Origin of the sequence: Achromobacter veterisilvae (genome assembly GCF_037619525.1) — a bacterium.
Lineage (GTDB): Bacteria > Pseudomonadota > Gammaproteobacteria > Burkholderiales > Burkholderiaceae_B > Achromobacter > Achromobacter veterisilvae.
Map to the genome: position 1 here is coordinate 3,991,318 of NZ_CP148753.1, position 25,472 is coordinate 4,016,789.

Here is a 25,472-nt window from a genome sequence, read left to right on the forward strand (position 1 = left end):
TCGAGTATCTCTTTCGTTATGTACCTACATACATAACGAAAAACGGATAGATTTGAGCCATGTCAACGGGAGGGACATTCCTCCGGGCTCAGCGGTAGCCGAATCTTTCGAACTATTGCCTCGTCGGGGCCTTCGCCCGCACGCTTAGGTTGCGCGCGGGCGACGCGTCGGGCGCGCCTTGCGCGGGACGGACATTTCGCAGTGGCGATTCGCCCCGGCGGCGGCTCCGTCGTGATGACGGAATCCGCGACCGGGGCGATCCTCGAAGCGCCGCTGCCGGCCTGAGCCGCTTACCCCAGCAGCTTGACGATCGCCGGCACGGAGAGCACGGCGGTGTAGTAGCCCATGAACTGGACGCCGGTATTGAAGCCGAACAGGCGCGACAGCAGCCCGCCGAACAGGCCCATGGTCAGGATCACGAGCAGGCCCAGGAACTGGCCTTCCCAGACGCTGATCACGATGATCAGGCCGACGAAGGTGGCGATGATGGCTTCATGGCTGACCTTGCGCGACACGAACAGCGCGGCGCGGCGCGCGAAGTTCATGGCGAACGGGTAGGACACCACCGCGGCCAGCAGCACGGCCAGCATGCCGTAGCCCAGGAACTCCCAGTGGCTGAGCAGGTTGTGCAGATTGTGCGTCTGGCCGCTGGCGGCGTCCACGGTGAACCGCGGCGGCGCATTGAACAGCGGCGCGGCGGGGCCGGCGGCCACGGGGCTCAGCGGCAGGCCGAAGGCGATCAGGGGAATCAGCGCCTCGGCGATGTAGGTGGCCTCGGTGACGCCGTTGCGCGCGCTCAGCACGGTCGTCAGGCGGTGGTAGGCATGCTTGATGCGCGAACCGACCAGCTCGCCCAGCACCACGGTCATGGCCACCGGGCTGAACACGAAGGTGGCGCTGGAGATCGCCGCGGTGGCCAGCGTCCAGCGCGTCTGCGTGCGGTCCATGACCTTCAGGGGATTGGGAAAATACCCGGACCAGCCCTTGACGTCGGGCGCCAGCGAGAACGTGCGCACCTTGTCGCGCATCATCCGCGAGCGCCCCTGAGGCGAAACCACCGTGAACAGGTCCGCGATCAGCGGTCCGATGGCGATGCCCAGGAAGTAGCTGATGCTCAGTTTCACTCCGTACTTGGCGGTCAGGCTTTGCAGCGCGACGATGACCACGACGAACGGCACCAGCAGCGCCACCGCGGCCCAGCGTCCGGCCGAGAAGTAGGCGATCAGCACCGCCGCGGCCAGGAAGATCCAGGGCGCGGACTTCGTGATGGCCGCGCCGAACGGCGCCAGCAGCACGGCGAACAGCACCGCCAGCGGCACCGCCACGAAGGCGGCGACGATGGCGCCCGACACCATCTTGCGCAGCGCGATGTGCGGCACGCCCAGCTTGCGCAGCATGTTCGCGTCCTGCAGGAGCGGCGTGGCCAGGGTGTCGCCGGGGATGCCCAGCAAGGCCGTGGGCACGGCGTGCGTCATGTGCTTGGCGACCGCGCCGGCCAGGAAAAAGGTGAAGACGCCCGCGGGCGGCACGCCCAGCAGGACCACCAGCAGGGTCAGCGGCGCGAGCGTGGTGGTTTCGTCGGTGCCGGACACCAGGCCGATGGCCGCGAACACCACCGCGCCCAGCAGGCCCATCGCGGCCGCCACCATGATCTGTTCGAGAAGGATGGGATCGCTCATGCCAGCGCCTCCTTGCCTGAACCCTGGGGCGCCGGGGCGCGGGCGGACGGCGGGGACGGCTGGGCGGCGGGCTCGGCGAACAGGTCGTACAGGTCCAGTTCCTTCAGTTCGCGCACCACCGGTTCCGGCAGATCGGCAAGCGTGCCCAGGCCGCCGGGCTGCTCGGCCAGTTCGGCCAGCACTTCGGCGCGCCAGGCGGGATCCTGCGTGGAGCCGTGCTCGATGACTTCGCGCTTGGGCGGGAACAGGCGGGCGCAGACGACGCCCGCCAGCACGCAGCCCGCCAGGCCGGCCAGCATGGCGTAGGCATGGGCCAGCTCGGCGGACGCCACGATGCCGCGCAGCCAGCGGCTGGCGGCGAAAAAGCCCGCCACGCTGATGGCGATGCCGATGCCGATGGCCCAGGCGAGGTGGCGCAGGTCCACCGTATCGCTCCAGACTTCCGCCAGGCGCGTGGAAGGCGCCGGGGTATTCGGATTCATGTCTCTCTCCTCTGTGGTCGGGCGGCGCCAGGGGAATCCGGGCGCCGCCTCTGTTCTTGTGGGGCCGGGGCGGCCAGGTCTATCGGGGGTTGCGCAGCTCCTCCAGCAAGGCCAGCGCGCGGTCGGTGCGGACGTCCCGCTCCGCCGCCATGCGCCGGGCGATCGTGTCGATTTCCGCGCCCGCCGCGCCCGCCACCAGCGCGATGTTGCGGGCGTGCAGCGCCATGTGGCCGCGCTGGATGCCTTCGGTGGCCAGCGCGCGCAGCGCGCCCAGGTTCTGGGCCAGGCCCACGGCCACGGCCACTTCGCCCAGTTCCTGCGCGGAACGCACGTCCATGATCTTCAGCGCCAGGCGGGCCAGCGGATGGGTCTTGGTGGCGCCGCCCACCAGGCCCACGGGCATGGGCATTTCGATGGAGCCCACCAGCGCGCCCGAGTTGTCTTTTTCCCAATGGGTGAGCGAGGTGTAGCGGCCCCCGCGGCAGGCATAGGCGTGGGCGCCGGCTTCCACCGCGCGCCAGTCGTTGCCGGTGGCGACGATGACGGGGTCGATGCCGTTCATGATGCCCTTGTTGTGGGTCGCGGCGCGGTAGGGGTCGATGGCGGCGAAGGCATAGGCGTCCAGCACGCCTTCGATGATGTCGGCGCCGCTGCGCTCCTTGGTGTCCAGCGCCTGCGGCGTCAGGCGCACCCGGGCGCGCGCCAGACGCAGGTCGGCCAGGTTGGACAGGATGCGCAGGCGCACCGATCCGCCCGCGATCTCCTCGACCAGCGGCGCCACGGCCTCGGCCATGGTGTTGACGGTGTTGGCGCCCATCGCGTCGCGCACGTCCACGATCAGGTGCAGCACGATCATGGGGCCGCGCGGCGTGTCGGGGAAGACGTGGACTTCGATGTCGCGGCAGCCGCCGCCCAGTTCGATCAGCACCTTGTCGCGGCTGTTGGCCAGCGCAAGAATGCGCTCGCGCTCGCGCAGCAGGGCCAGCCGCGCGCCGTGCGGATCGGCCAGCCCCAGCACCTGCACCTGCGCGCGCATCAGCGGCGCGGTGCTGGACGTTTCGAAGCCGCCGCATTCGCGCGCGAGCTTGGCCATATAGGACGCCGCGGCGACCACGGACGGTTCCTCGACCGCCATCGGCACCAGCACGTCGCGGCCGTTCACCTGGAAGTTGCCGGCGACGCCCAGCGGCAATTCGAACGACCCGATGACGTTCTCGATCATGCCGTCGGCGCGGGCCAGGCCGAGCGCGCCGGGCTGGGCCAGCGACTGGCGCTCCTCGGGCGTGAGCCCGGCGGCGTCCGCGATGGCGGACAGGCGTTCGGCGGGGGTCAGGGCGCGGAAATTGGGCAGGCGTGAATCGGCCACGATGGCGTGTCTCCATATCAGAATCAAGTGGCCTGATTCTAGGTAAACTGTACCGGCATTGAGAGGTACAGTTTGGGCAAACAGTACCATTGCACTGCACCAATTTCGACGATACCCAGCGGGAATCCAGCATGGACGAAGCAAGCCTTCCGGGCAGGCCGCAACGCGCCGCCCCGATAGCCGAAAGCCTGGCCAGGCTGATCGGCCAGCAGATCGCCGACGGTGTCTACCGCGCGGGCGACAAGCTGCCGTCCCTGCGCGAACTGGCGCAACTGCATCGCTACGCGAAGAACACGGTGGTGGTGGCGTTCGAAATGCTGGTCGCGCGGGGCCTGGTGGAACCGCGCCGGGGATCCGGCTTCTTCGTGCTGGAGACGGGCCGGGCGCGCAAGGCCGCCGACGAGGAGCCCGGCCAGTTGAGCCGCGCCATGGATATCGTGTGGCTGATGCGCGAGCAGCTCAAGACCCAGCCCGACGCGGTCGCCGTGGGCGACGGCTTTCCGCCCGTGGAGTGGCTGGCCGACATGCGGATGGACCGCTATCACCAGAAGGTGGTGCGCACCGGCCTGGGGGCCCTGTTCCGCTATGGCAGCCGCTTCGGCTATGCGCCGCTGCGCGAAAGCCTGGTGCGCAAGCTGGGCGACGTCGGGATCAATGCGGCGCCGCCGCAACTGGTGCTGACGCACGGCGCCAACGAGGCCATGGACCTGGCGATCCGCTATTTCGTGCCGCCGGGCGCGGCCGTGCTGGTCGACAACCCGGGCTATTACCCCTTGTTCGGCAAGCTGAAGCTGGCCGGGGCGCGCATGCTGGGCGTGCCGCGCCTGTCCGACGGCCCCGACACCGCTGTGCTGGAGGCGCTGCTGCAACGCGAAAAGCCGCGCCTGTTCTTCACGCAGTCGCTGGCGCACAATCCCACCGGCTCCGACATCTCGCCGGCCAAGGCCTACAAGGTCCTGCAACTGGCGGAGCGTTACAACCTGACGGTGGTCGAGAACGACCCGCTGGCCGACTTCAAGCCCACCTCGGCGGTGCGCCTGTCGTCGCTGGACCAGCTCGAACGCACGATCTATATCGGCAGCTTCTCCAAGTCATTTTCGGCGGCGCTGCGCGTGGGGTTCATCGCGTGCAACGCGGCGCTGGCCAGCGACCTGGCCGATCTCAAGGCGCTGGTGCACGTCAGCAGTTCGGAGTACTGCGAGCGCATGGTCGACGTGATGCTGCGGGAAGGCCATTACGAGCGCCATCTGGTCAGGCTGCGCCAGCGGCTGGAAGCCGCCACCGGCAACGCCTTGCAGGTGCTCGATTCGCTGGGCGCCGAAGTATTCGCCCGCCCGACCAGTTCCCTTTATCTGTGGTCGGCGTTTCCGGGCGTGGACGATTCCCTTGCCCTGGCCGCCGAACTGATGCCGGAGAAGGTCATCATGGCGCCGGGGCGCGTGTTCAACGTGGACCCGACGGCGGTGTCGCCCTGGTCCCGGTGCAATGTCGGCGCCATCGGATCGCCCCGGTTCCATGCGACGCTGAAGCAGCGCCTGGCTCAGCGGTAGTCGAATCCCTCGAACCATTGCTTCATCAGGGCCTCCGCCTGCAAGCTCAGGTTGCGCAAGGGCGGCGCGTCGGGCGAACGGCGCGCGCCCTGCACGGCGAAGCGGCGCACGCCGCGGCGGGCGAGTTCCCGGGCCAGGGCCAGCAGCCGGGTTTCGTTGAGCCAGTCGGGATGCCAAGTGATGCGGCATTCGAAGTCCCGGCCGGCCGACAGCAACTGGCTCAGGCAGGCCAGGGCGGGGCGCTCGGAATCGCGGCGGCCGGTGATGTCGTCGTAGCCCTGGGAATCGGCCTTGATGTCCAGGCCGACCCAGTCCAGATGGCGCAGCACGTCGGCCAGCCTCAGCGGATAGATGCCGGCGGTGTGCAGGCCGACCCGATAGCCCATGCGCCGGACGTCGCGGATCATCTGCGGCAGGCGCGGCTCGCTCAAAGGCTCGCCGCCCGAGAACACGACGGCGTCCAGGAGGCCCTTGCGGGTTTCCAGGAAGGCGCGCATTTCACGCCAGTCATAGCGCGCGGCGCGGGTCTGCAATTCGGTGTTGTGGCAGTAGTGGCAGCGCCAGGGGCAGCCCGAGATGAAGACGACGGCGGCCAGTTGGCCCGGCCAGTCCACGGTGGAAAAGGGCACCAGTCCGCCCACCGCCTGGGCGTGCCGCGGCAGGGGCTGGATGACGGGCTGCGGCGGGGCCGGGTAGGCCGGCCTGGCGGCCAGCCGGCGCGTGGCCGGACTGGCGCCCGGCCCGCAGGCCGGGCCGGATCGCGCCCCCTCAGGCGCGGCGTTCGACGAAGAAGCGGCGTTCATTGAATTCGCCTTGCTTGCCGGTGTTGAAGGACGCGACCGGACGGTGGTAGCCCATTACGCGGGTCCAGATCTCGCAGCGCACGCGCTGGCTGTCGTCCAGCTTCGGGGTGGAAGCGGCGGTGACTACAGGGGCGGTCAAGGTTTGCATAGAGGTTCCTTTTGAGAGGGTGCCGGGCGGATGCCCGGCGGATCGGTCCGGAGCCTGCCGGGAGCGGCGGGCCCTAGGCCGGGGCGCAGCATGCCGATTGTTTGGCGAGCAGCTCGGCATCGCATTTGGGGCAGAACTCGTGGTGCCCTGTCAGATAGCCGTGGTTGGGGCAGATGGAGAACGTGGGCGTGATCGTGATGTAGGGCAGCCGGAAGTTCGACAGCGCGCGGCGCACCAGTTGCTTGCACGCGCCGGCGGACGAGACCGCTTCGTTCATGTACAGGTGCAGCACGGTGCCGCCGGTGTACTTGCTTTGCAGCGCTTCCTGCAGTTCCAGCGCATGGAACGGATCGTCGGTGTGGCCCACCGGCAACTGGCTGGAATTGGTGTAGTAAGGCTGCGATTCGCTGCCGGCCTGCAGGATGCCGGGATAGCGCTTCCTGTCTTCGCGGGCGAAGCGGTAGGTGGTGCCTTCGGCGGGGGTGGCTTCGAGGTTGTACAGGTGGCCCGTCTGTTCCTGGAACTCGGTCATGCGCTCGCGCACGCGGTCCAGCAGCCGCAGCGCCATCGCGTGGCCGGCCGCGGTGGTGAGGTCTTCGGCGTCGTCCGTGAAGTTGCGGATCATTTCGTTGATGCCGTTCACGCCCAGGGTGCTGAAGTGATTGCGCAGCGTGCCCAGGTAGCGGCGGGTGTAGGGATAGAGTCCCTGGTCGATGTAGCGCTGCACCACCTTGCGCTTGGTCTCCAGCACGTCGCGGCCCAGTTCCAGCAGGTGGTCCAGGCGCGCCATCAGCCGGGCTTCGTCGCCCCGGCAGGTGTAGCCCAGGCGCGCGCAGTTCACGGTCACCACGCCCACCGACCCGGTCTGCTCGGCCGATCCGAACAGGCCGTTGCCGCGCTTGAGCAATTCGCGCAGGTCCAGTTGCAGGCGGCAGCACATGGAACGCACCATGTGCGGCTCCAGGTCCGAATTCAGGAAGTTCTGGAAGTATGGCAGTCCGTAGCGCGCCGTCATCTCGAACAGGCGTTCGGTATTGGGATGGTCCCAGTCGAAGTCGGGCGTGATGTTGTAGGTGGGAATGGGGAAGGTGAACACGCGGCCCTTCGCGTCGCCGGCCATCATGACTTCGATGTAGGCGCGGTTGATCATGTCCATTTCGGCTTGCAGGTCGCCGTAGGCGAACGGCATTTCCTCGCCGCCCACGTAGGGGATCTGTTCGCGCAGGTCGGCCGGGCAGGTCCAGTCGAAGGTCAGGTTGGTGAAAGGCGTCTGCGTGCCCCAGCGGCTGGGCACGTTCAGGTTGTAGATGAGTTCCTGCATCGCCTGCTTCACGTCGCCGTACGTCATGGCGTCGCGGCGGATGAAGGGCGCCATGTAGGTATCGAAGGAACTGAAGGCCTGCGCGCCGGCCCATTCGTTCTGCAGCGTGCCCAGGAAGTTGACGATCTGGCCGATGGCGGCCGACATGTGCCGCGGCGGCGTGGCCTCGACCTTGCCGGGGATGCCGTTGAACCCCTCGGTCAGCAATTGGCGCAGCGACCAGCCCGCGCAATAGCCGCTGAGCATGTCCAGGTCGTGGATGTGGATGTCGCCTTCGCGGTGGGCCTGCCCGGCCTCGGGCGCGAAGACGTTGGACAGCCAGTAGTTGGCGGTGACCTTGCCGGCCACGTTCAGGATCAGGCCGCCCAGGCTGTAGCCCTGGTTGGCGTTGGCGTTGACGCGCCAGTCGCGCTGCTCCAGGTATTCCTCCATGGCGCTTTCCACGTCCACCAGCGTGTGGCGCAGCGAGCGCAGGCGGGCGTGCTGTTCGCGGTAGACGATGTAGGCGCGCGCGGTGCGCCAGTGGCCCGCCTGGACCAGGGCTTCCTCGACGCGGTTCTGGATGGTTTCCACGCCGGGGCACGGGTTGTCGGCCAGGGCGGCGATGACGGCGTCGGTCAGCGCCTGCGCGCCAGCCAGGTCCAGTTCCCCGGTGCTCTGGCCCGCCGCCGCGATGGCCTGGACGATCTTGTCGCGGTCGAATGCCACGACCCGCCCGTCGCGCTTGAGAATGTGCTGGATATGCATGACTGACACCATATGTAGTAGGGTATGAAAACTCTACCACCACATATGGTGAGCGCGGCGCATCGCGAGCGCGGGATATCGGCCTGGCTTGATGCGCGTCAAACGCGCAATCGGGCCCTTGTTAACACGACCTAGAACCCGATGCCGACCCCGGCCAGCGATATCGCCACGGCCAGCGCCGCGGTGCGCGCCGCCGGGCGGGGCGCCCAGGACAGCATCCCGACCCACAGCAGGGCGCCCGCCGACAGCCAGCCCAGCCAGGCCACCATGCCCACCGTATTGCCCCACAGGCCGACGCAGGGCAGCAGGGCCAGCGCCAGCAGGAGCACGCCGGCTCCGCGCAACGCCCGGGTGTGGCCGGCGGACGGGTCGCGTCCCCAGACCTGGTCGTAGTGGCGCGGCATGGCCAGGCTCAGGCAGGCCATGCCGGAATAAGTCAGCAGCAAGGCCATGGAAACGGCGTACAGATCGTTGGTGTTCATGCCGCAGCCTCTTCGTTCGCGCGGGATTTGCGCCGCGAGGGCGCCGATGCGGGCCGCTTCCACACATGGAGGGCCGCCCAGCCCGATAGTACGCCGAAAGCCAGGGCGCCCAGTTCGACGCCGGCGCTTTCCCAGTCGCCGCGCGCGATCTGCGCGTAGGGATGGTCGCCCAGGGTGGCGAAGGACAGCAGCGGCAGCAGCAGGCACAGCGCCGACAACAGGCCCAGTTGCGCGATCCAGGCGCGGCGGGGACTGCACAGCCAGGCATGGACCAGGGTCAGCGCCCAGATCAGGAAGAAGCCGCGCAGTTCCCACGCCGCGCGGTTTTCCAGGGCGGCGGGCAGCAGGCGGTTGGCCCAGAAATAGCCGATGCAGGCGATGGCCAGCCCGGCCAGCGCGGCCACGTTCAGCCCTTCGATCAGGCGGTAGACCCGCGCCGTGGCGCCGCCGAATTCGTCGCCGTGCCTGGCGCGGCGCTTGACCATGAACAGCACCGCCCCGGTGCCCATCATGGCGGCGCCGGCCAGGCCGCAGACGAAATACAGCCACTTGATGGCCAGGCCGCCGAATTTCGCCATGTGCAGGTCGCTCATCACCTGGCGCGCCAGCGAGGGCGCGCCGCCCAGCACGCCGCCCGGCGGCCGCAGGCGCAGCAGTTCGCCGCTTGCGGAAAACTCCGCCATGCCGGTGGTGGCGCTGATGCTGCGGAAGGTGTCCGCGTCTTCGTTCCAGCCATATACGCCGATGCGCATGGAGCTGTCTTCCGGGTTGCGGATCACGATGGCGCGCGCCGTCTGCCCGATCAATCGTTCGCCATGCGCCACGATGGGTTCCAGGGCCGGCACCGCCTGCGCGATGCCGCTGCGCACGAGGGTTTCCTCGCCCTCCATTTCGGCCAGGTACCGCCGGGCGGCGTCCGGCCCCGCGCCGTAGTTCGCGGCGATGGGGGCGGGCATGAGCGCGGCGCTGGAGATCACGATGCCGGTGTAGGCGATCATGAACTGGAACGGCAGGGTCAGCACCGCCACCGCATTGTGCGCGTCCAGCCACGAACGCTGCCCCTTCCGGGCGCGGAAGGTGAAAAAGTCCTTGAAGATGCGCTTGTGCGTCACCACGCCGGAAATCAGCGCGACCAGCATCGCCATGCTGGCGAAGGCGACGATCCACAGGCCCAGGTTCGCGTCGTGCAGGGTGTAGTGGAAGTCGACGAAATGCGAGCCGCCCAGGGTGGCGCGGCCCGCGGCCTCATGGTGGTCGTCCAGTTCGGCGCCGGTGTCGGGATCCAGGTCGGCGTCGGCATACATGCCGTTCTTGTCGAACCAGTAGGCCGTCAGCCCGTTGTCGTGGAAGCGGTCGACGGGCCAGATTTCCCACATGCCGGCGCCGCCGTGGTTGCGCGTCATGTAGTCCACGGCCAGTTCGAAGCGCCGCGCCCGGTCCACCGGGACGCTTTCCTTCTGCGCCGCCAGGGCTTCCGCTTCCTGGTGCTCGGGCGTCATCCAGTGGGTGATGGGTTCGGAGAAAACGGCCAGCGAGCCCGTCAGGAAGACAGCGAACAGCAGCCAGGAGAACCATAGGCCGGCCCACGTGTGGAGCCAGGCCATGGACAGGCGGAAACCGGGTTTCAGGACGAGCCTCTTTATTGTGATGCCGCCGCGAGCCGGACGGTCTGATTTTATTGAGAATGGTTCCAATTCTAAGCGAAATGGGGCCAGGGTCGCCAGGGCGAGGGGGGCCGGCGGGCACGGGGTTTGCTGGGCACGCGTCTCAACCGCAAGGCCGCCGACGCGCCGCCGCGGCATCGAGATACGACCCGACACAGGAGCGCCCAATGAAACGCAAAGCCGGAAATGCCTCGCAGATAGAGGAATTGCTGTACCAGGCCCTGGAGACCGAGATAGGAGGATTGAATATTTACGAGACCGCCGTGTCCTGCGCGGTCAACGAAGACCTGAAGAAGGAATGGCTGGAGTACCTGGAAGAAACCCGCACGCACCGCCGCGTGCTGCTGACCGTGTTCGAGCAACTGGGGCTGGACCCCGAGCGCCAGCCGCCGGGCCGGGAGGTGGTGCGCCATATCGGCGAGGCGCTGGTCAAGGCCATGAAGATGGCGATCAGCGCGGGAGACGCGAACGCCGCCCAGTTGGTCGCGACGGAATGCGTGGTGCTGGCCGAGACCAAGGACCACGCGAACTGGGCGCTGATCGGCGCGGTCGCCGACCAGCAGGGCGGCACCGAGGCCAAGGTGCTCAAGCAGGCCTACGACGCGGTCGTCACCGACGAGGAACACCACCTTTATCACACCATGGGCTGGTCGCGCGAGTTGTGGATCGAGGCCCTGGGATTTCCCGCCGTGCTGCCGCCTCCCGAAGAGGTCAAGCAGGTCGAGTCCGCGATCGGCGCATCCCGCGCCGAGCAGGCGCGCGGCAAGATGCTGAATTAGGAGACCCGCCATGCCTAGCAAGAAACCAGCAGGAAAGGCGGGCGCGGGCCCCGCGGTGGAGACCGCCTACCTGAATACCGACAGCGGCCCCGCCTCCGCGCCGGCGCGCGCCGCGCGCCATCCCGCCTCGAAGCGCGCCGCGGCGGTGGACGCCGCCGCGGCGGCCATGCCCCACAACGCCGGCAAGGCGGCCGAGTATGGCGAGGAGGCCGCGCGCTGTCCCTATACCGGCGCCACGGTGCCGGCGGCGGACCCGTCCGCCGGGGCGAGTTCGCTGTCCGAAAGCGCGGCCTCGGAGAAGACGAACGGCCCGGCCGAGCCGGGCGTGAATGCCGCCGGCGGCCGGCTCGAGCGCGTGCGCGCGGACGCCAGCGGCCAGGCGCTGACCACCAACCAGGGCGTGCGCGTCAGCGACAACCAGCACTCGCTCAAGGCGGGCTTGCGCGGCCCCGCGCTGCTGAAGGATTTCGTCCTGCGCGAGAAGGTCACCCATTTTGACCACGAGCGCATTCCGGAGCGCATCGTGCACGCGCGCGGCTCCGCGGCCCACGGCTATTTCGAATGTCAGCGGGCGTTGACCGACCTGACCGCCGCGGCGCCGTTCGCCGAGAAAGGCAAGCGCACGCCGGTCTTCGTGCGGTTCTCGACCGTGGCGGGAGAGCGCGGTTCGAAGGACACCGCGCGCGACGTACGCGGCTTCGCCGTGAAGTTCTATACCGACGAGGGCAACTGGGACCTGGTCGGCAACAACATGCCGGTGTTCTTCATCCAGGACGCGATGAAGTTCCCGGACCTGGTGCACGCGGTCAAGCCCGAGCCGCATCATGGCATGCCGCAGGCCGCGTCCGCGCACGACACGTTCTGGGACTTCGTGTCGCTGATGCCGGAATCCACGCACATGCTGATGTGGCTCATGTCCGACCGGGCCATTCCGCGCAGCTACCGCATGATGCAGGGCTTCGGCGTGCACACCTTCCGCTTCGTCAACGCCAAGGGCGAATCCCGGCTGGTGAAGTTCCACTGGAACCCGGTGCTGGGAACGCATTCCCAGGTGTGGGACGAGGCGGTCAAGGTTTCCGGGGCCGATCCGGACTTCCATCGCCGCGACCTCTGGGAGGCCATCGACGCGGGCAACGGCCCGCAGTGGGAGCTGGGCGTCCAGGTGTTCACCGAGGAAGAGGCGGACCAGTTCAGCTTCGACGTGCTGGACGCCACCAAGATCGTGCCGGAGGAACTGGTGCCCGTGGTGCCGGTGGGACGCCTGGTGCTGGACCGCAACCCCGACAACTTCTTCGCCGAGACGGAGCAGGTGGCCTTCTGCGCGGCGCACGTGGTGCCGGGCCTGGACTTCACCAACGATCCGCTGTTGGCCGGGCGCATCCATTCCTACGTGGATACGCAGATATCGCGGCTGGGCGGCCCCAATTTCCACGAAATCCCGATCAACGCGCCGCTGGCGCCCGTGCAGAACAACCAGCGCGACGGCATGCACCGCCAGGCGATCCACCGCGGCCGGGTGGCCTACGAGCCCAACTCGCTGGCGGGCGGCTGTCCGTTCCAGGCGGGCATGGAGGGCTTCGTGTCCTTTCCCGAGCCGGCCGCGGGCGATGAGCTGCGCGGGCATCCGGAGAAGTTCGCCGAACACTACAACCAGGCCGCCCTGTTCTACGCCAGCCAGGCCGGCTGGGAGCGCGGCCACATCGCCAGCGCCTTCGCGTTCGAACTGAGCAAGGTGACGGTGCCCGCCATCCGCCGGCGCATGGTCGCGTCCCTGCGCAACGTGTCCGACGAACTGGCGCAGGCCGTGGCGCAGGGGCTCGGCATGGAATTGCCGGACCCCTTGCCGCGCGCCATCGAGGATCCGCCCCGGCCGGAGGTCGAGGTGTCTCCCTCGCTGTCGCTGACCGCAAGGCCGGGGGATGGCGGCATCGCCACGCGCAAGGTCGCCATCCTGGTGGCCGAGGGAGTGGATGCGAAGGCCGTGTCCGCCGTGGCCGACGCCCTGATCGGCGCCGGCGCCACGGTGCGGCTGGTGGGCCAGCGCATCGGCCCGCTGGCGGCCGAGGGCGGCCAGGCGCTGGATGCCGATGGGTCCCTGGACAATCAGCCGTCGGCGTTGTTCGACGGGGCGGTGGTGCCGGGCGGCGAGGCGGCCGTCGAGCGCTTGCGGGCCGATGGGCGCGCGCTGGAATTCCTGCGCGACGCCTTCCGCCACGGCAAGACGCTGATGGGCATGGGCGAGGGCAAGCAGTTGTTCGCCGCGGCCGGCATTGAGCCGGACGAGGCCGACGGCGGCCTGCTGCTGGTGGACGGGGCGCCGGCCAAGAGCGCGCCCATGTTCATCGAGGCCCTGGCCAGGCATCGCCATCCCGAACGGGAGACCAGCCCGCCGGCGGTATAGGCGGCGGCTTTGACAAGGCGCGGGCGCCGCCTCTTTATCTGACCGCGGCGGCCCGCCACCTCAGGCGCAGCCGTTCCAGCGCCAGGTACACGATCGGCGTGGTGTACAGCGTCAGGAACTGGCTGATCATCAGTCCGCCGACGATGGCGATGCCCAGCGGCCGCCGCAGTTCCGAGCCTTCGCCCATGCCCAGCACCAGGGGCAGGGCGCCCAGCAGGCCCGCCAGGTTGGTCATCATGATGGGCCGCAGGCGCAGCATGGCGGCGCGGTGGATGGCCTGTTCCGGCGTGAGCCCTTCGCGCCGTTCCAGGCCGAGCGCGAAGTCGATCATGAGGATGGCGTTCTTCATGACGATGCCCACGAGCAGGAAGATCCCGAGCAGCGCGATCAGGGTGAATTCCATGCCGGCCAGCCGCAGCGCCAGCAGCGCGCCCACGCCGGCCGAGGGCAGGGTGGACAGGATCGTGAGCGGATGCAGGGGGCTTTCGTACAGCACGCCCAGCACCAGGTAGATGGCGACCAGCACGGCCAGGATCAGCCAGGGCTGGTCCTGCAGGCTCTGCTGGAAGTTGCGGGCGTCGCCGCCCAGGCGGGTCTGGATGTAGGACGGCACCATCAGCTTGGCCATGGCGGCGTCGATGGCGGCCAGGCCCTGTTCCAGCGATACGCCGTCCGCGAGCGAAAAACCGACCCACACGGCGGCGAACAGGCCGTCATGGTAGACGCGGTCGTTGACCAGCCCGTACTCGTAGGTGGCGAATGCCGTCAGCGGCACGCGCTCGCCGTTCGCGGCCACGACCTGCACCTGTTCCAGCACGTCCGGATCCTCGGTGTAGCGCGGGTCCAGTTCCAGCACCACGCGGTACTGGTTCATGGCGTCGTACAGGGTGGCGACCTGCCGCTGGCTGAAGGAGTTGCTGAGCATGCTGCTGACGGTGCCCATGTCCACGCCCAGCCGCTGGGCGGCGCTGCGGTCGATGTCGATCACCACTTGCTGCGTGGCGCCGTCGCCCTGGGCGTCCACGTCGCGCAGTTCGGGGATCTCCTGCATGGCCTTGGATATCTTGCGCGACCACTCGCGCAGGGCGGGGACGTCGCTGGCCATGATGGCGAGTTCATGGTCGCCCGAGTTGCCGAAGCCGCCGGGCATGCGCAGGTCCTGGTCCACGTTCAGGAAGAACATGCCGCCGGGCACCGGCGGGGCGTTCGCGCGCAGCCAGTTGATGACCTCCGTCGACGATTCCTTGCGTTCGAACGCGGGTTTCAGGCGGATCAGGAAGAGCGAATTGCTGATGCCCAGGCCGCCGCCGTTGTAGCCGATGACGTCCTGCACGGCGGGGTGCTTGAGCACCAGTTGGCGGTAGACGTCGATCTTGGGCTGCATGACCTGGAACGAGAAGCCGTCGTCGCCGCGCACGAAGCCCATGAGCTGGCCGGTGTCCTGCACGGGCAGGAACCCCTTGGGCGCCTGCACATATAGATAGACGTTCAGTCCCACCACGCCGGCCAGCAGCAGCAGGGTCAGCCGGGCATGGCCCAGCACGCGCGCCAGGCTGCGGCCGTACCAGGCGTGGATGCGCGCATAGGCCGCCTGTGTCCGCGACGCGGGCGCGCCGGCGTCGGGCGACGGCCGGGCGGCGGGCCTGAGCCAGCGGGCGCACAGGCTGGGAATGATGGCCACCGATACGACCAGCGAGATGACCGTCGCCGCCACCAGGGTGATGGAGAATTCGCGGAACAGCCGCTCGACCAGGCCGCCCATGAACAGGATGGATACGAAGACCACGCTCAGCGCCACGGTCATGGCGACCAGGGTGAAGCCCACTTCGCGCACGCCGCGCAGCGCCGCCGCGCGCGGCGACAGGCCGCGTTCGAGGTGGCGCGAGATGTTCTCCAGCACGACGATGGCGTCGTCCACGACCAGGCCGGCCGCGACGATCAGCGCCATCAGCGACAGGTTGTTCAGCGAAAAGCCCCACAGGTACATGACGGCGAAGGTGGCGATCAGGCACACCGGGATCGCCACGCTGGGGATGGCCGCGGCGCGGGCGTTGCCCAGGAAGGCCCAGACCACCAGGATCACCAGCGCGGTGGCCAGCCCCAGCGTGATGTGGGCCTCGCGCAAGGTCGCGTCGATGCCGGGCGAACGGTCCAGCGCCACGGTCAGGTCCACGTCGGCCGGCATCAGCGCGCGCAGGCCGGGCAGGGCCCGGTTGATGGCCCGGATGGTCTCGATGATGTTCGAGCCGGGCTGGCGGCTGATGGTCAGGACGACCGCCGGGTTGCGGTTGTGGAAACCGCTGCTGTAGCGGTTTTCCACCGAATCGCTCACCCGCGCCACTTGCGACAGGCGGATGACGGCGCCGTCCTGGTAGCGCACGATCAGGCTGTCGTATTCGCGCGCGCTGCGCGGCTGCTCGGGCGTGCCGACTTCCCAGCGCCGGGCGGCGGAATCCAACTGGCCTTGCGGCCCCATGGGCGCCGCGTTGGAGATCGCCTTGCGGACGTCGTCCAGCGCCACGCCGTAATGGGACAGCGCATTGGGGTTGACCTGCACGCGCACGGCGGGCAGCGAACTGCCGCCCATCGTCACTTCGCCCACGCCGCTGATCTGCGAAATCTTCTGCGCCAGCACGGTCGAGCCCAGGTCGTAGAGCTGGCCGGCGGGGCGGGTCGGGGAACTGAGCGCCAGCGCCATGATGGGCGCCTGCGAGGGATTGATCTTGCGGTAGCTGGGATTGTCGGGCATGCCGGAGGGCAGGTCCGCGCGGGCCGCGTTGAGGGCGGCCTGCACGTCGCGGGCGGCCTCGTTGATGTCGCGGTCCAGGTCGAACTGCAACTGGACGCGGGTGGCGCCCTGGTTGCTGGAGGAGGTCATCGCGCTGACGCCCGCGATGCTGCCCAGCGCGCGCTCCAGCGGCGCGGCCACGGTGCTGGCCATGCTTTCGGGGCTGGCGCCCGGCAGTTCGGCCCGCACTTCGATGGTGGGGAAATCGACCTGCGGCAGGGGCGCCACCGGCAGCAGCCGCCAGGCCACCGCGCCCAGCAGGGTCAGCGCCAGCGCCAGGAAGATGCAGGCGACCGGACGATGCAGCAGGGCCCGGATCATGGCGCCGGGCCTTCAGCCCCCGGCCTGGCCGCGGAGACGCCGCGCCGGCCCAGTCGGTGGAAGAACAGGTAGACCGCGGGCGTGGTGAACAGCGTCAGGACCTGGCTGACCAGCAGCCCGCCCACCATGACCCAGCCCAGCGGCTGGCGCAGCTCGGCGCCCGAGCCGGTGGCCAGCATCAGCGGCAGCGCGCCGAACAGCGCCGCCAGCGTGGTCATCAGGATGGGGCGCAGGCGCAGCAGCGCGGCTTCGCGGATGGCGGCGTGGGGCGCCAGGCCGCGCGTGCGCTCGGCCTCCAGCGCGAAGTCCACCATCATGATGCCGTTCTTCTTCACCAGCCCGATCAGCAGGATGATGCCGATGACGGCGATCAGGTCCAGCGGACGCCCGGTGAGCAGCAGCGCGAGCAGCGCGCCGACGGCGGCCGAGGGCAGCGTGGACAGGATGGTGACGGGATGGATGGCGCTTTCGTACAGCATGCCCAGCACCAGGTACATGGTGACGACCGCCGCCAGCATCAGCCACAGCGTGTTCGACAGCGAGGCCTGGAACGCCGACGCCGCGCCCTGCAGCCGCAGCTCCACGCTTTCGGGCATGCCGATTTCCTGCCGCGCCGATTCGATGGCGGCGATGGCCTCGCCCAGCGAACCGCCGCGCGGCAGGTTGAACGACAGGTTCACGGCGGGGAACTGCGACAGATGGTTGACGGCCAGGGGCACGGCGCGCTCGCTGACGGTGGCCAGCGCCGACAGCGGAATGGCGTGCCCGTCCGCGCTCCGCAGGTGGACGCGCTCCAGCGCGTCCGGGCTCAGCGCCAGCTTGCGGTCCACTTCCAGCACCACGCGGTACTGGTTGGACTGCGTGAACAGCGTGGCGACCTGGCGCTGGCCGAAGGCGTTGTAGAGGGTCTGGGCCACGTCGTCCATGGTCACGCCCAGCCGGGCGGCGGCGTCGCGCGAGACCTCCAGGTAGGCCTGGCGGCCGTCGCCCTGCAGGTCGGACGAGATATCGGCCAGTTCGGGCGCCTGCGCCAGCCGCTGCGTCAGCAGGCCGCTCCAGCGCGCCAGCAGCGCGGCGTCCGGCGAGGTCAGGCTGAACTGGTATTGGCCCCGGCTGACCCGGTCTTCGATGTTCAGTTCCTGCACGGGCTGCAGGAACAGGGAAATGCCCTGGACCTCGCGGGCGCGCGCGTCCAGCCGGGCCATGATGTCCGCCAGCGGCGCGCTGCGCTCGGCCCAGGGTTTCAGGTTGACCAGCAGCCGGCCGGTGTTCAGCGTGGTGTTCATGCCGTCGATGCCGATGAAGGACGACAGGCTGGCGACGTCGGGGTCGGCCAGCAGGCTGTCGGCCACCGCCTGCTGGCGGCGCGCCATGGCCTCGAACGACGTGCTCTGGGACGACTGGGTCACGCCTTGCAGGGTGCCGCCGTCCTGCACCGGGAAGAAGCCCTTGGGCACGGCCAGGTACAGCAGCCCGGTGAGCGCCACGGTGGCCAGCATGGCCGCCAGGGTCAGCCGCTGGTGGCGCAGGGTGGCGTCCAGCCAGCCGGCGTAGCGCGCCTGGATCCGGTCCAGCAGCCCCGGGCGGGTTTCGGCGTGGGCCGGCAGCAGCCGCGCGCACATCATGGGGGTGAGGGTGAGCGACACCGCCAGCGAAATGAGGATGGCGACCGCCAGCGTGACGGCGAATTCGCGGAACAGCCGGCCCACCACGTCTTCCATGAAGAGCAGCGGGATCAGCACGGCGATCAGCGACAGGGTCAGCGAGACCAGCGTGAAGCCGATCTGGCCGGCGCCCTTGAGCGCGGCGGACATCGGGCTGTGCCCCTGTTCGCGGTAGCGCGCGATGTTCTCCAGCATGACGATCGCGTCGTCCACCACGAAGCCCGCGCCGATGGTCAGCGCCATCAGCGTGAGGTTATTGGTGGAGAAGCCCGCCAGGTGCATGAAGCCGAAGGTGCCGATCAGGGACAGCGGCACGGCCAGGCTGGGGATCAGCGTGGCGGGCAGGTTGCGCAGGAACAGGAAGGTCACCAGCACGACCAGCCCCACGGCGAACGCCAGTTCCCACTGCACGCCCCGCACGGACGCGCGGATGCTCTCGGTGCGGTCGGTCAGCACGCGGACCTGCACGGCGGCGGGCAGGCTGGCCGTCAGTTGCGGCAGCAGCGCCTTGACCTGGTCGGCCACGGCGATGACGTTGGCGCCCGGCTGGCGCTGGATGTTCACCAGCACGGCGGGCTGCCGGTCGACCCAGGCCGCCAGGTAGCGGTCCTCGGCGCCGTCTTCCACGCTGGCGACCTGTCCCAGCCGCACCGGCGCGCCGTTGCGCCAGGCCACGATCAGCTCGCGGTATTCCTCGGCGCTTTGCAACTGGTCGTTGGCGTCCATGATGACCGAGCGCACCGGGCCGTCGAAGCTGCCCTTGGGCTGGTTCGAATTCGCCTTGCCGATGGCTTCCTGCACGTCCGCCAGCCGCAGCCCGCGCGCGGCCAGCGCCATCGGGTTGACCTGCACGCGCACGGCGGGCCGCTGGCCGCCGGCCAAGCTCACCATGCCCACGCCGGACAGTTGCGACAGGCGCTGCGTCATGCGCGTGTCGACCAGGTCGTAGACCTTGGGCAGGGGCAGGGATTCCGAGGTGACGGCCAGGGTCAGGATGGGCACGTCGGCGGGGTTGACCTTGCGGTACACGGGCGGGGTGGGCAGGTCGCCGGGCAGCAGCGAGCCGCTGGCGCTGATGGCGGCCTGGACCTCCTGTTCGGCCACGCCCAGCGACACGTCCAGCGAGAACTGAAGCGTGATCACGGAAATGCCGCTGCCGCTGGTGGAAGACATCTGCTTCAGGCCCGGGATCTGCCCGAAGCGCCGCTCCAGCGGGGCGGTGACGGCGCGGGCCGTCACGTTCGGGCTGGCGCCGGGATACTGCGTGATCACCTGGATGATGGGGTAGTCCACCTGCGGCAGGGCCGCCACCGGCAGCATGCGCCAGGCCAGGATGCCCGACAGCAGCAGGGCGATCATCAGGAAGGACGTGGCGACGGGGCGCAGGATGAAGGGGCGTGACAGGCTCATGGATTCTGCTGGTCGACGATGTGCACGTCCCGGCCGTCGTGCAGGCGGTCCACGCCTTCCACCACGACGCGCTCGGCCGGGGCCAGGCCCGATTCCACGACGATGCGCCCGGCGTTGGAAGGCCCGAGGCGCAGCACGCGGCGGCTGGCGCGCCGGTCTTCTCCGATCACGAAGACGAAAGCGCCTTCGGACCCGTACTGCACCGCGGCCGTCGGAATGGTGACGACGTCGTCCTGCTGCACCACCGCCAGCCGGACGTTCACGAACTGGTTGGGGAACAGCGATTCGTCGGCGTTGTCGAAGCGGGCGCGCAGCCGGACGGTGCCGCTGGCGGCCTGGATGCGGTTGTCCAGCGCTTCCAGCGTGCCTTCGGCGAGGAGGCGGCGCTCGTCCGCGTCCCAGGCCTGCACGCGCGGCGCGGCCGCGCGAGCCTGCGCCTGCCGCAGGATGTCCAGGCGAGTTTCCGAGATGCTGAACAGCACCGAGATGGGCCGGGTCTGCACCAGCGTGGTCAGTCCGTCGGCGTCGTCCGCCCGGACGTGGTTGCCGGCGTCGACGCGGCGCAGCCCGATGCGGCCGTCCTGCGGCGCGACGATGCGGGTATGGCCGAGCAGCCGCCGCGCGTCGGCGACCTGCGCCTCGTTCTTCATGCGCTGGGCCGAATAGGCGCGGACTTGCGCTTCGGCGGTGTCCAGTTGCTGGCCGGCCACGGCTTCCTGGCGGGCCAGCTTGCGGTAGCGCAGCAGGTCCGCCTTGGCGTTGTCCAGCAGCGCCTGCGTGCGCGCGAGTTCGCCCTCGGCGGAGGCCAGCGCCGCGGCATACGGGCGCGCGTCGATCTCGGCCAGCAACTGGCCCCGCGCCACGGCCTGGCCCTCGGTGAAATGCAGTTTCAGCAGTTCGCCGTCGACCTGGCTGCGCAGGGTGACCTGCGCCAGCGGGGTGACGGTGCCCAGCGCGTGCAGGTCGCGCTGCAGCGGGCCGATCGCCGCGGCGGCCACGCTGACGGCCACGGGGATCTGCCCGTATTCGGGCGGGCGGACGCCGGGGGAACCCTTGGGCCCGGCCAGCCAGAACGCCAGGGCGGCGAGGGCGGCCAGCGCCAATGCGGCGGCCAGGACCAGGCGTTTACGGGGGGAACCAGGGCCCGCGGGGAGGGGCAGGGACATCGGGACTGCCAAGCTTGGGGATTGGGGACAGTTCGGATTCTATCTGAATAATAATGATTACCGTTTTCCGCTCAGAAAACTGTAAGGTTATTTCCAGGACGGTGTCCCGCTTCCTGGGCTGCCCGCCGATTCGCGCGTTGCCGCTGCCCGGCCAGCACCCGCCGCAGCACGGCCAGATGGGGGAACTCCACCAGCATGCCGATGACCAGCGCCGCGTAGATCAGCGGTTCGCCAGGCAGCGCCGCCATGGTCACCGCCAGCATCAAGGGCGCGTTGCGGGCGGCAATGCTCATCGTGAAGAGGGTGTGTTCCGGATAGGCGAACCGGCCCAGGCGGCTGATGCCTTCGCCAAGCAGGAAGGTGCACGCGAAGAAAATGAAGACCGCCGGCAGGATCCAGGCGAAGGCGGCGCGGTATTCGAGGATGACGGCGATGTTGGCGGCGAAGATCTCCATGACCAGCAGCGCGATCGCCCAGGGAACGGCCCGGTCCGCGCGGCGCAGCAGCCGGCCGAACCGTTCGGCGCCCATCAGCCGGCGCAGGCCGTAATGGGCCAGGACGGCCACGGCCATCGGCGCGAGAAACCAGTGCAGCAGCGTATCGCCGACGATCCCCGCCTGGACTTCGACGGGTCCGTGCGCGAAGAGGCGCAGATAGACCGGATAGAGCAGGAGCTGCCCGGCCATGTTGATCGGGATGAGGGCCGCGCCCAGTGCGACGTTGCCGTGCGCCAGCCGGGTGAACCCCAGGAACCAGTCCGTGCAGGGCGCCATGAAATAGATCGTCAGCCCCACCATGAGCAGGGGGTGCGCGGCCAGCATGGCCGAGGCGATGGCGTAGCCGATGGCCGGAACGAAAACGTAGGTGGCCAGCGCCGTCAGGGCCAGAAAGCGCAGATTGCCCCAGGCGCGCACGACGGCGTCGAAGCGCACGCCGAAGAAAAGCAGGGTGACCAGCGCCAGCAGGGTGGCGTCTACCTGGCTGCCCAGCAGTTCGCCCGCGGCGGGCCGCAGGTGGCCGATGGCCGCGCCCGCGGCGATGCTGGCGGTCAGCAGCACGGAAACCCCGGATGCGCGGACGGCGTTCCCCAGCGCGGTCAGCATTCGCAGCCCTCGCAGCATTCGCTGTTGCCGAACGGCCCCCAGGCGCCCGCGCCGGTTTCCAGCGCGGTCGTGTCCCGGTCCAGGCACAGGCCGATGCGGCGGGCGATCAGGGCGTAGCGCTGGCGGAACTTGTAGATGAAGCAGTAGATGCGCCGTTCCTGGCGCACCTGCGGACCGGCCAGGAACAGTCCCGGCGTAATCGTCGACTCGTCGGCGTCGGACAGCACCACGCGGCCGTCCTCGTCCCAATCCCAGAGTTCGGCGATCTGGCGCGCGCCGCCGCCCTTGAGAAATCCGGTTCCCAGAATCGGGGCGGCTTTCTCGTCCCAGTAGCGGCCGTCGCCCGCGTGGATGCGGAAGCCGCCCGCCGCGTCGCGGGTCAGGCCGATCACGTCCACGCCGAACACGATCTCCAGCCGGCCCGTGTCGATGGCCTGGTACAGCCGCTGGCGGCTGTAGGGCGAGAGCGACAGGCTCGGGTCGTGCGACCCTTGCGGGTCCCAGGTCGACTTGCGGGCGAGCAGCCGCACTTCGCGCCCGAGCCCGGCCAGGTTGACCGCCGCGTCCACGCCGCTCTCGTAGCCGCCGATCACGGTGTAGCGGCTGGCCTGAAAACGCGTCCAGTCGGCCACCTGCGCGTAGTGCGGGCACCATTGCGCGCCGGGGAAGGGCGCCAGGTCGGGGAACTGGAACTCGCCCGTGGCCCAGATCAGGAACCCGGCTTGCAGCCTGCCCCTGGGCGTGTCCAGGATGAAGCCGCCTCCCGGCACCGCCCCGACCGCCGCGACCTTGCAATCGGTGGCCACGGGCAGCTCATGCCCCCGGGCGATGAAGCTCAGGTATTCGGCGTATTGGGGGCCGCTGGGGTGTTCGGCGCCGGTGTGGATCGCGGGCGAACTGGGTTCGTTTACGGCATTCAGGTCGGCCAGGCCGAAGGGATTGCTGTGAAAGGACGGCGTGATGAAGCGCGCCTGCGCCGGCCAGCGCCGGAAAGACTCGCCCACGCGCCCGGCCTCCAGCACGCCGAACTTCAGTCCCGGCACCTTCTGCAACGCCAGCGCCATGCCGATGCCGGCGGCGCCGGCGCCCACGACGGCGGCGTCCAGGCGCTGCATTACGCGTTCCTGTTCTTTGCGCCGCCCTGGCGGGCCTTGAAACGCGGGTTGGACTTGCAGATGACGTAGATGCGGCCGCGGCGCCGCACGACCTGGCAATCGCGGTGGCGGGTCTTGGCGTCTTTAAGCGAAGAGAGGACTTTCATGGGGAGGCTCCTTTTCGAGCGAAGTGGAAAATCGACAGGTGAGGGGCATCGCGTTTCGATCTCGGGCTTCGATAAAACAAAGGATGTTATAACATAACAATAATAGGCTCAAGCGGGCGCGCGCACCGCGTAAAATGCGCTTCCCATCATTCGGTGGCGCAGGCCGCGCCGCCACACAAGGCTTCTTCCATGCAAGAGAAAACGTCCGCCACGCCGCCGGCGGCCGGCGCTTCGGCGCAGCGCGGCAGGTTCGAAACGCTGGCGCGGGCGCTGGACGGCGAACTCGCCAGGCTGGCTCTCTGGGGAAAGGTCGAGCAGGACTACCAGAAGCAATACGCGGACGTGCTGGCGCCGCTGGAGACCGTCGAAGTCGAATTGAAGGCCAGGCTGGTCTTCTGCTTCGACCATGCCTGCAAGCAGAAGGAATTGACCAAGGCCGAGCGCCAGCTCGCCTCCGAGATCGCGGCGCAGCTTGCGGAGGAAACGCTGTGCTCCCTGGAACTGGACGGCACGCCGGCGGAATGCGACACGGACCGCCTGAAGGCGCTTTACCGCAAGCATGGCGGCGGCGACTTCGACGCCGACTTCGCCGAGGAGCGGGAGGCGGCCGGGGCGCCGGCGGAAGAGCCGCCGGCCCCGCAAGCGGAGACGGACGATACCGCGCCGGCCCTGCTGGCTGAAGTCCGGGCCCTGGCGGCCATGGAGGCGGACAAGCGGGACGCGGCCGGCGAAGACCGCTACGCGGAATACAACCGCGTCCTGGAGGCGCGGCTGGCGGGCGTGGCCCGGGAAATCGCCGCCGCCGAACGCGGCTTCAAGGCGCGCTACCGGTTCGACCCCGAGCAGTCCATCGATCCCGCCGACCTGATGGAAGACCTGGACGCCGAGATCGCCGACGTGCGCGAGTACATCGGCGAACTGGAGTTCGAACTGGAGCAGTTCGTGGACATGCAGCAGGTCAAGGCCTGGCTCAAGGCCATGAAACGGCAGTTGGCGGCGACGCGCCGGCGCGAAGCGCGTAACTGAGCGCGCCGGGCGCCCGCGCTCAGGCGGCCGGGCGTCGGGCCGCCGGCATCACGCGCATCACCGGCGCGGCGGTCTTGGCGGCATCGGCCCGCGGCCGGATCATCATGGGGAAGAAGCGCCACAGGTACAGGGCGAAGGCCAGCGCCCAGGCGGTGGCCGAGGCATGCAGCAGGCCCAGCATGGCGGTGGTGGGCAGCAGGGCGGCCAGGCGCAGCAGAGCCGCCAGGATCACCAGCGCGTAGCTGGCGACCATGCTGCGGTCGGTCTGCAGCGGCCGTCCCAGGTGGCCCAGCGCCGTGCGCGTCACCATGCCGATGATCAGCACCGAGAATCCGGCCACGCCGATCACGTGCGCGGGCCAGGCGGTCCGCAGCACATAGCCGGCCAGTTGCGCGGCGCCCACCAGCAGGCCGATGCCCAGGCCGGCGTAGCCCGCGTACAGGATCCACAACAGCGGCACGCGGCGCGCGGCCCAGGGCTTCCAGGAAATCCACTGCGCCAGCGCGATCAGGCCGGTCGCGGCCAACGCCGCGGCGGCCACCTGGGGCCGGTCGGCCAGCAGGCAGGCGATGGCGACGACTCCGGTGCCCAATTGCCAATGGCCGCTGCGCGTGTGCGGCGGAATGTCCAGCCCGGCCACGGCGCGCTTGGCGAAGAATGGGAGGATGCGGCGGGCGATCAGCAGCGTCAGCACGGCCATGCTCAGCAGGCCGGCGTTGAAGTAGCGCATCAGCGCGAAGTAGTCGCCCTGCACCGTGGCCCAGAGATAGAGCGCATTGGTGGCGCCCAGCGCCAGCAGCAGCAGGGGAACGCCATAGTTGCGCCGGTTGCGCGTGACGGCGACGGCGCGGCCCAGCGCGGCGGCGGCCCACAGGAAGAACAGCAGGTCGGCCGCGGCGGCGACGACGAAAGCGGGCCGCCCCGGGACCAGATAGCCCGCGCGCGCCACGATCCACACCCCGCACAGCGCGGCCAGGGCATTGCCGCGCAAGGGGTTCTTGCCGGTCCAGTTGGCGCCCGCCGTCAGCAGGAACCCCACCGCGATGGTGGCGACGAACCCCCACAGCATTTCATGCGCATGCCAGGGCATGCCGCCCAGCACGCCCGTCAGCAGGGACGGGGCGTGCACCCATAGCAGCACGGACGCCAGCGCCCAGAAACAGCCGGCCAGGTACAGCGGGCGGAAACCCATTTCGGTGAAGGCGTTCCATTGGGGGCGCGCGCGGCGCGGGGGCTGGGCGGGTTCTTCGATAGACAGCAGCGTGCTCATGGGGGCCTGCGGATTTAAAGGTGTATTTGAAATACATATTA

19 protein-coding genes are annotated in these 25,472 nt (G+C 69.2%); 4 read left to right on the forward strand and 15 right to left on the reverse strand.

All coding sequences use genetic code 11. The features are described from left to right. Positions 1 to 290: 290 nt before the first annotated feature. The 3 genes from WHX56_RS18595 to WHX56_RS18605 all read right to left on the reverse strand — a co-directional run bounded on the left by WHX56_RS18595 (position 291) and on the right by WHX56_RS18605 (position 3,530). Positions 291 to 1,679, reverse strand: a complete 1,389-nt coding sequence (locus tag WHX56_RS18595; protein WP_129238928.1) for a tripartite tricarboxylate transporter permease — start codon at positions 1,677 to 1,679, stop codon at positions 291 to 293. Continuing rightward, complete coding sequence (locus tag WHX56_RS18600; RefSeq protein WP_129238927.1) at positions 1,676 to 2,161, reverse strand: hypothetical protein; 486 nt, start codon at positions 2,159 to 2,161, stop codon at positions 1,676 to 1,678. The genes WHX56_RS18595 and WHX56_RS18600 overlap by 4 nt, the downstream gene beginning before the upstream one ends. Positions 2,162 to 2,240: 79 nt before the next feature. Further along, positions 2,241 to 3,530 (reverse strand): hydroxymethylglutaryl-CoA reductase, degradative, encoded by a 1,290-nt coding sequence (locus tag WHX56_RS18605; protein WP_338881799.1) that lies wholly within the window; start codon positions 3,528 to 3,530, stop codon positions 2,241 to 2,243. A 128-nt stretch (positions 3,531 to 3,658) separates the two neighbouring features. Here WHX56_RS18605 and WHX56_RS18610 point away from each other — a divergent pair, with 128 nt between their 5' ends. Continuing rightward, on the forward strand, positions 3,659 to 5,077 hold the full coding sequence (locus WHX56_RS18610) for a PLP-dependent aminotransferase family protein (RefSeq protein WP_287754823.1): 1,419 nt from the start codon (positions 3,659 to 3,661) through the stop codon (positions 5,075 to 5,077). On the opposite strand, the gene WHX56_RS18615 is transcribed toward WHX56_RS18610, so the two are convergent. The 5 genes from WHX56_RS18615 to WHX56_RS18635 all read right to left on the reverse strand — a co-directional run bounded on the left by WHX56_RS18615 (position 5,068) and on the right by WHX56_RS18635 (position 10,182). After that, entirely contained in the window at positions 5,068 to 5,880 is an 813-nt protein-coding gene (locus WHX56_RS18615) for an anaerobic ribonucleoside-triphosphate reductase activating protein (RefSeq protein WP_129238925.1), read from the reverse strand. The two genes, WHX56_RS18610 and WHX56_RS18615, sit on opposite strands and share 10 nt — an antisense overlap. Then, complete coding sequence (gene nrdD, locus WHX56_RS18620) at positions 5,846 to 6,028, reverse strand: anaerobic ribonucleoside-triphosphate reductase (protein ID WP_129238924.1); 183 nt, start codon at positions 6,026 to 6,028, stop codon at positions 5,846 to 5,848. The genes WHX56_RS18615 and nrdD overlap by 35 nt, the downstream gene beginning before the upstream one ends. 73 nt (positions 6,029 to 6,101) lie before the next feature. Further along, entirely contained in the window at positions 6,102 to 8,096 is a 1,995-nt protein-coding gene (locus tag WHX56_RS18625; RefSeq protein ID WP_129238923.1) for a ribonucleoside triphosphate reductase, read from the reverse strand. A 131-nt stretch (positions 8,097 to 8,227) separates the two neighbouring features. After that, complete coding sequence (locus WHX56_RS18630) at positions 8,228 to 8,578, reverse strand: DUF3325 domain-containing protein (RefSeq protein WP_129238922.1); 351 nt, start codon at positions 8,576 to 8,578, stop codon at positions 8,228 to 8,230. Then, a complete protein-coding gene (locus WHX56_RS18635; RefSeq protein WP_338878605.1) occupies positions 8,575 to 10,182 on the reverse strand; it encodes a PepSY-associated TM helix domain-containing protein in 1,608 nt (535 codons plus the stop codon). The genes WHX56_RS18630 and WHX56_RS18635 overlap by 4 nt, the downstream gene beginning before the upstream one ends. Before the next feature lie 227 nt (positions 10,183 to 10,409). Here WHX56_RS18635 and WHX56_RS18640 point away from each other — a divergent pair, with 227 nt between their 5' ends. After that, positions 10,410 to 11,021: a hypothetical protein gene (locus WHX56_RS18640; RefSeq protein WP_129238920.1), complete on the forward strand. Its 612-nt coding sequence runs from the start codon at positions 10,410 to 10,412 to the stop codon at positions 11,019 to 11,021. A 10-nt stretch (positions 11,022 to 11,031) separates the two neighbouring features. Beyond that, complete coding sequence (locus WHX56_RS18645; protein ID WP_338878606.1) at positions 11,032 to 13,422, forward strand: catalase; 2,391 nt, start codon at positions 11,032 to 11,034, stop codon at positions 13,420 to 13,422. 34 nt (positions 13,423 to 13,456) lie between these two features. Here the strand turns inward: WHX56_RS18645 and WHX56_RS18650 are convergent, their stop codons facing one another. The 6 genes from WHX56_RS18650 to ykgO form a co-directional block, all read right to left on the reverse strand. Further along, positions 13,457 to 16,531 carry an efflux RND transporter permease subunit gene (locus WHX56_RS18650; RefSeq protein ID WP_338878607.1) on the reverse strand — a complete coding sequence of 1,025 codons (3,075 nt, stop codon included), beginning with the start codon at positions 16,529 to 16,531 and terminating at the stop codon, positions 13,457 to 13,459. Beyond that, positions 16,528 to 19,605, reverse strand: a complete 3,078-nt coding sequence (locus WHX56_RS18655) for a multidrug efflux RND transporter permease subunit (RefSeq protein WP_338878608.1) — start codon at positions 19,603 to 19,605, stop codon at positions 16,528 to 16,530. Before WHX56_RS18655 ends, WHX56_RS18650 begins: the two co-directional genes overlap by 4 nt. Next, positions 19,602 to 20,771 carry an efflux RND transporter periplasmic adaptor subunit gene (locus WHX56_RS18660; RefSeq protein ID WP_338878609.1) on the reverse strand — a complete coding sequence of 390 codons (1,170 nt, stop codon included), beginning with the start codon at positions 20,769 to 20,771 and terminating at the stop codon, positions 19,602 to 19,604. Before WHX56_RS18660 ends, WHX56_RS18655 begins: the two co-directional genes overlap by 4 nt. 71 nt (positions 20,772 to 20,842) lie before the next feature. Then, positions 20,843 to 21,874, reverse strand: coding sequence for an arsenic resistance protein (locus tag WHX56_RS18665; protein ID WP_338878610.1), 1,032 nt, complete (start codon positions 21,872 to 21,874; stop codon positions 20,843 to 20,845). After that, positions 21,868 to 22,989, reverse strand: coding sequence for an NAD(P)/FAD-dependent oxidoreductase (locus WHX56_RS18670; protein ID WP_338878611.1), 1,122 nt, complete (start codon positions 22,987 to 22,989; stop codon positions 21,868 to 21,870). The genes WHX56_RS18665 and WHX56_RS18670 overlap by 7 nt, the downstream gene beginning before the upstream one ends. After that, positions 22,989 to 23,135, reverse strand: coding sequence for a type B 50S ribosomal protein L36 (gene ykgO, locus WHX56_RS18675; RefSeq protein WP_043548342.1), 147 nt, complete (start codon positions 23,133 to 23,135; stop codon positions 22,989 to 22,991). The genes WHX56_RS18670 and ykgO overlap by 1 nt, the downstream gene beginning before the upstream one ends. 189 nt (positions 23,136 to 23,324) lie before the next feature. On the opposite strand from ykgO, the gene WHX56_RS18680 reads away from it, so the two are divergent. Then, positions 23,325 to 24,161: a hypothetical protein gene (locus WHX56_RS18680; RefSeq protein ID WP_338878612.1), complete on the forward strand. Its 837-nt coding sequence runs from the start codon at positions 23,325 to 23,327 to the stop codon at positions 24,159 to 24,161. A 19-nt stretch (positions 24,162 to 24,180) separates the two neighbouring features. Here the strand turns inward: WHX56_RS18680 and WHX56_RS18685 are convergent, their stop codons facing one another. Continuing rightward, on the reverse strand, positions 24,181 to 25,431 hold the full coding sequence (locus tag WHX56_RS18685; protein ID WP_338878613.1) for an NnrS family protein: 1,251 nt from the start codon (positions 25,429 to 25,431) through the stop codon (positions 24,181 to 24,183). Positions 25,432 to 25,472: the final 41 nt, after the last annotated feature.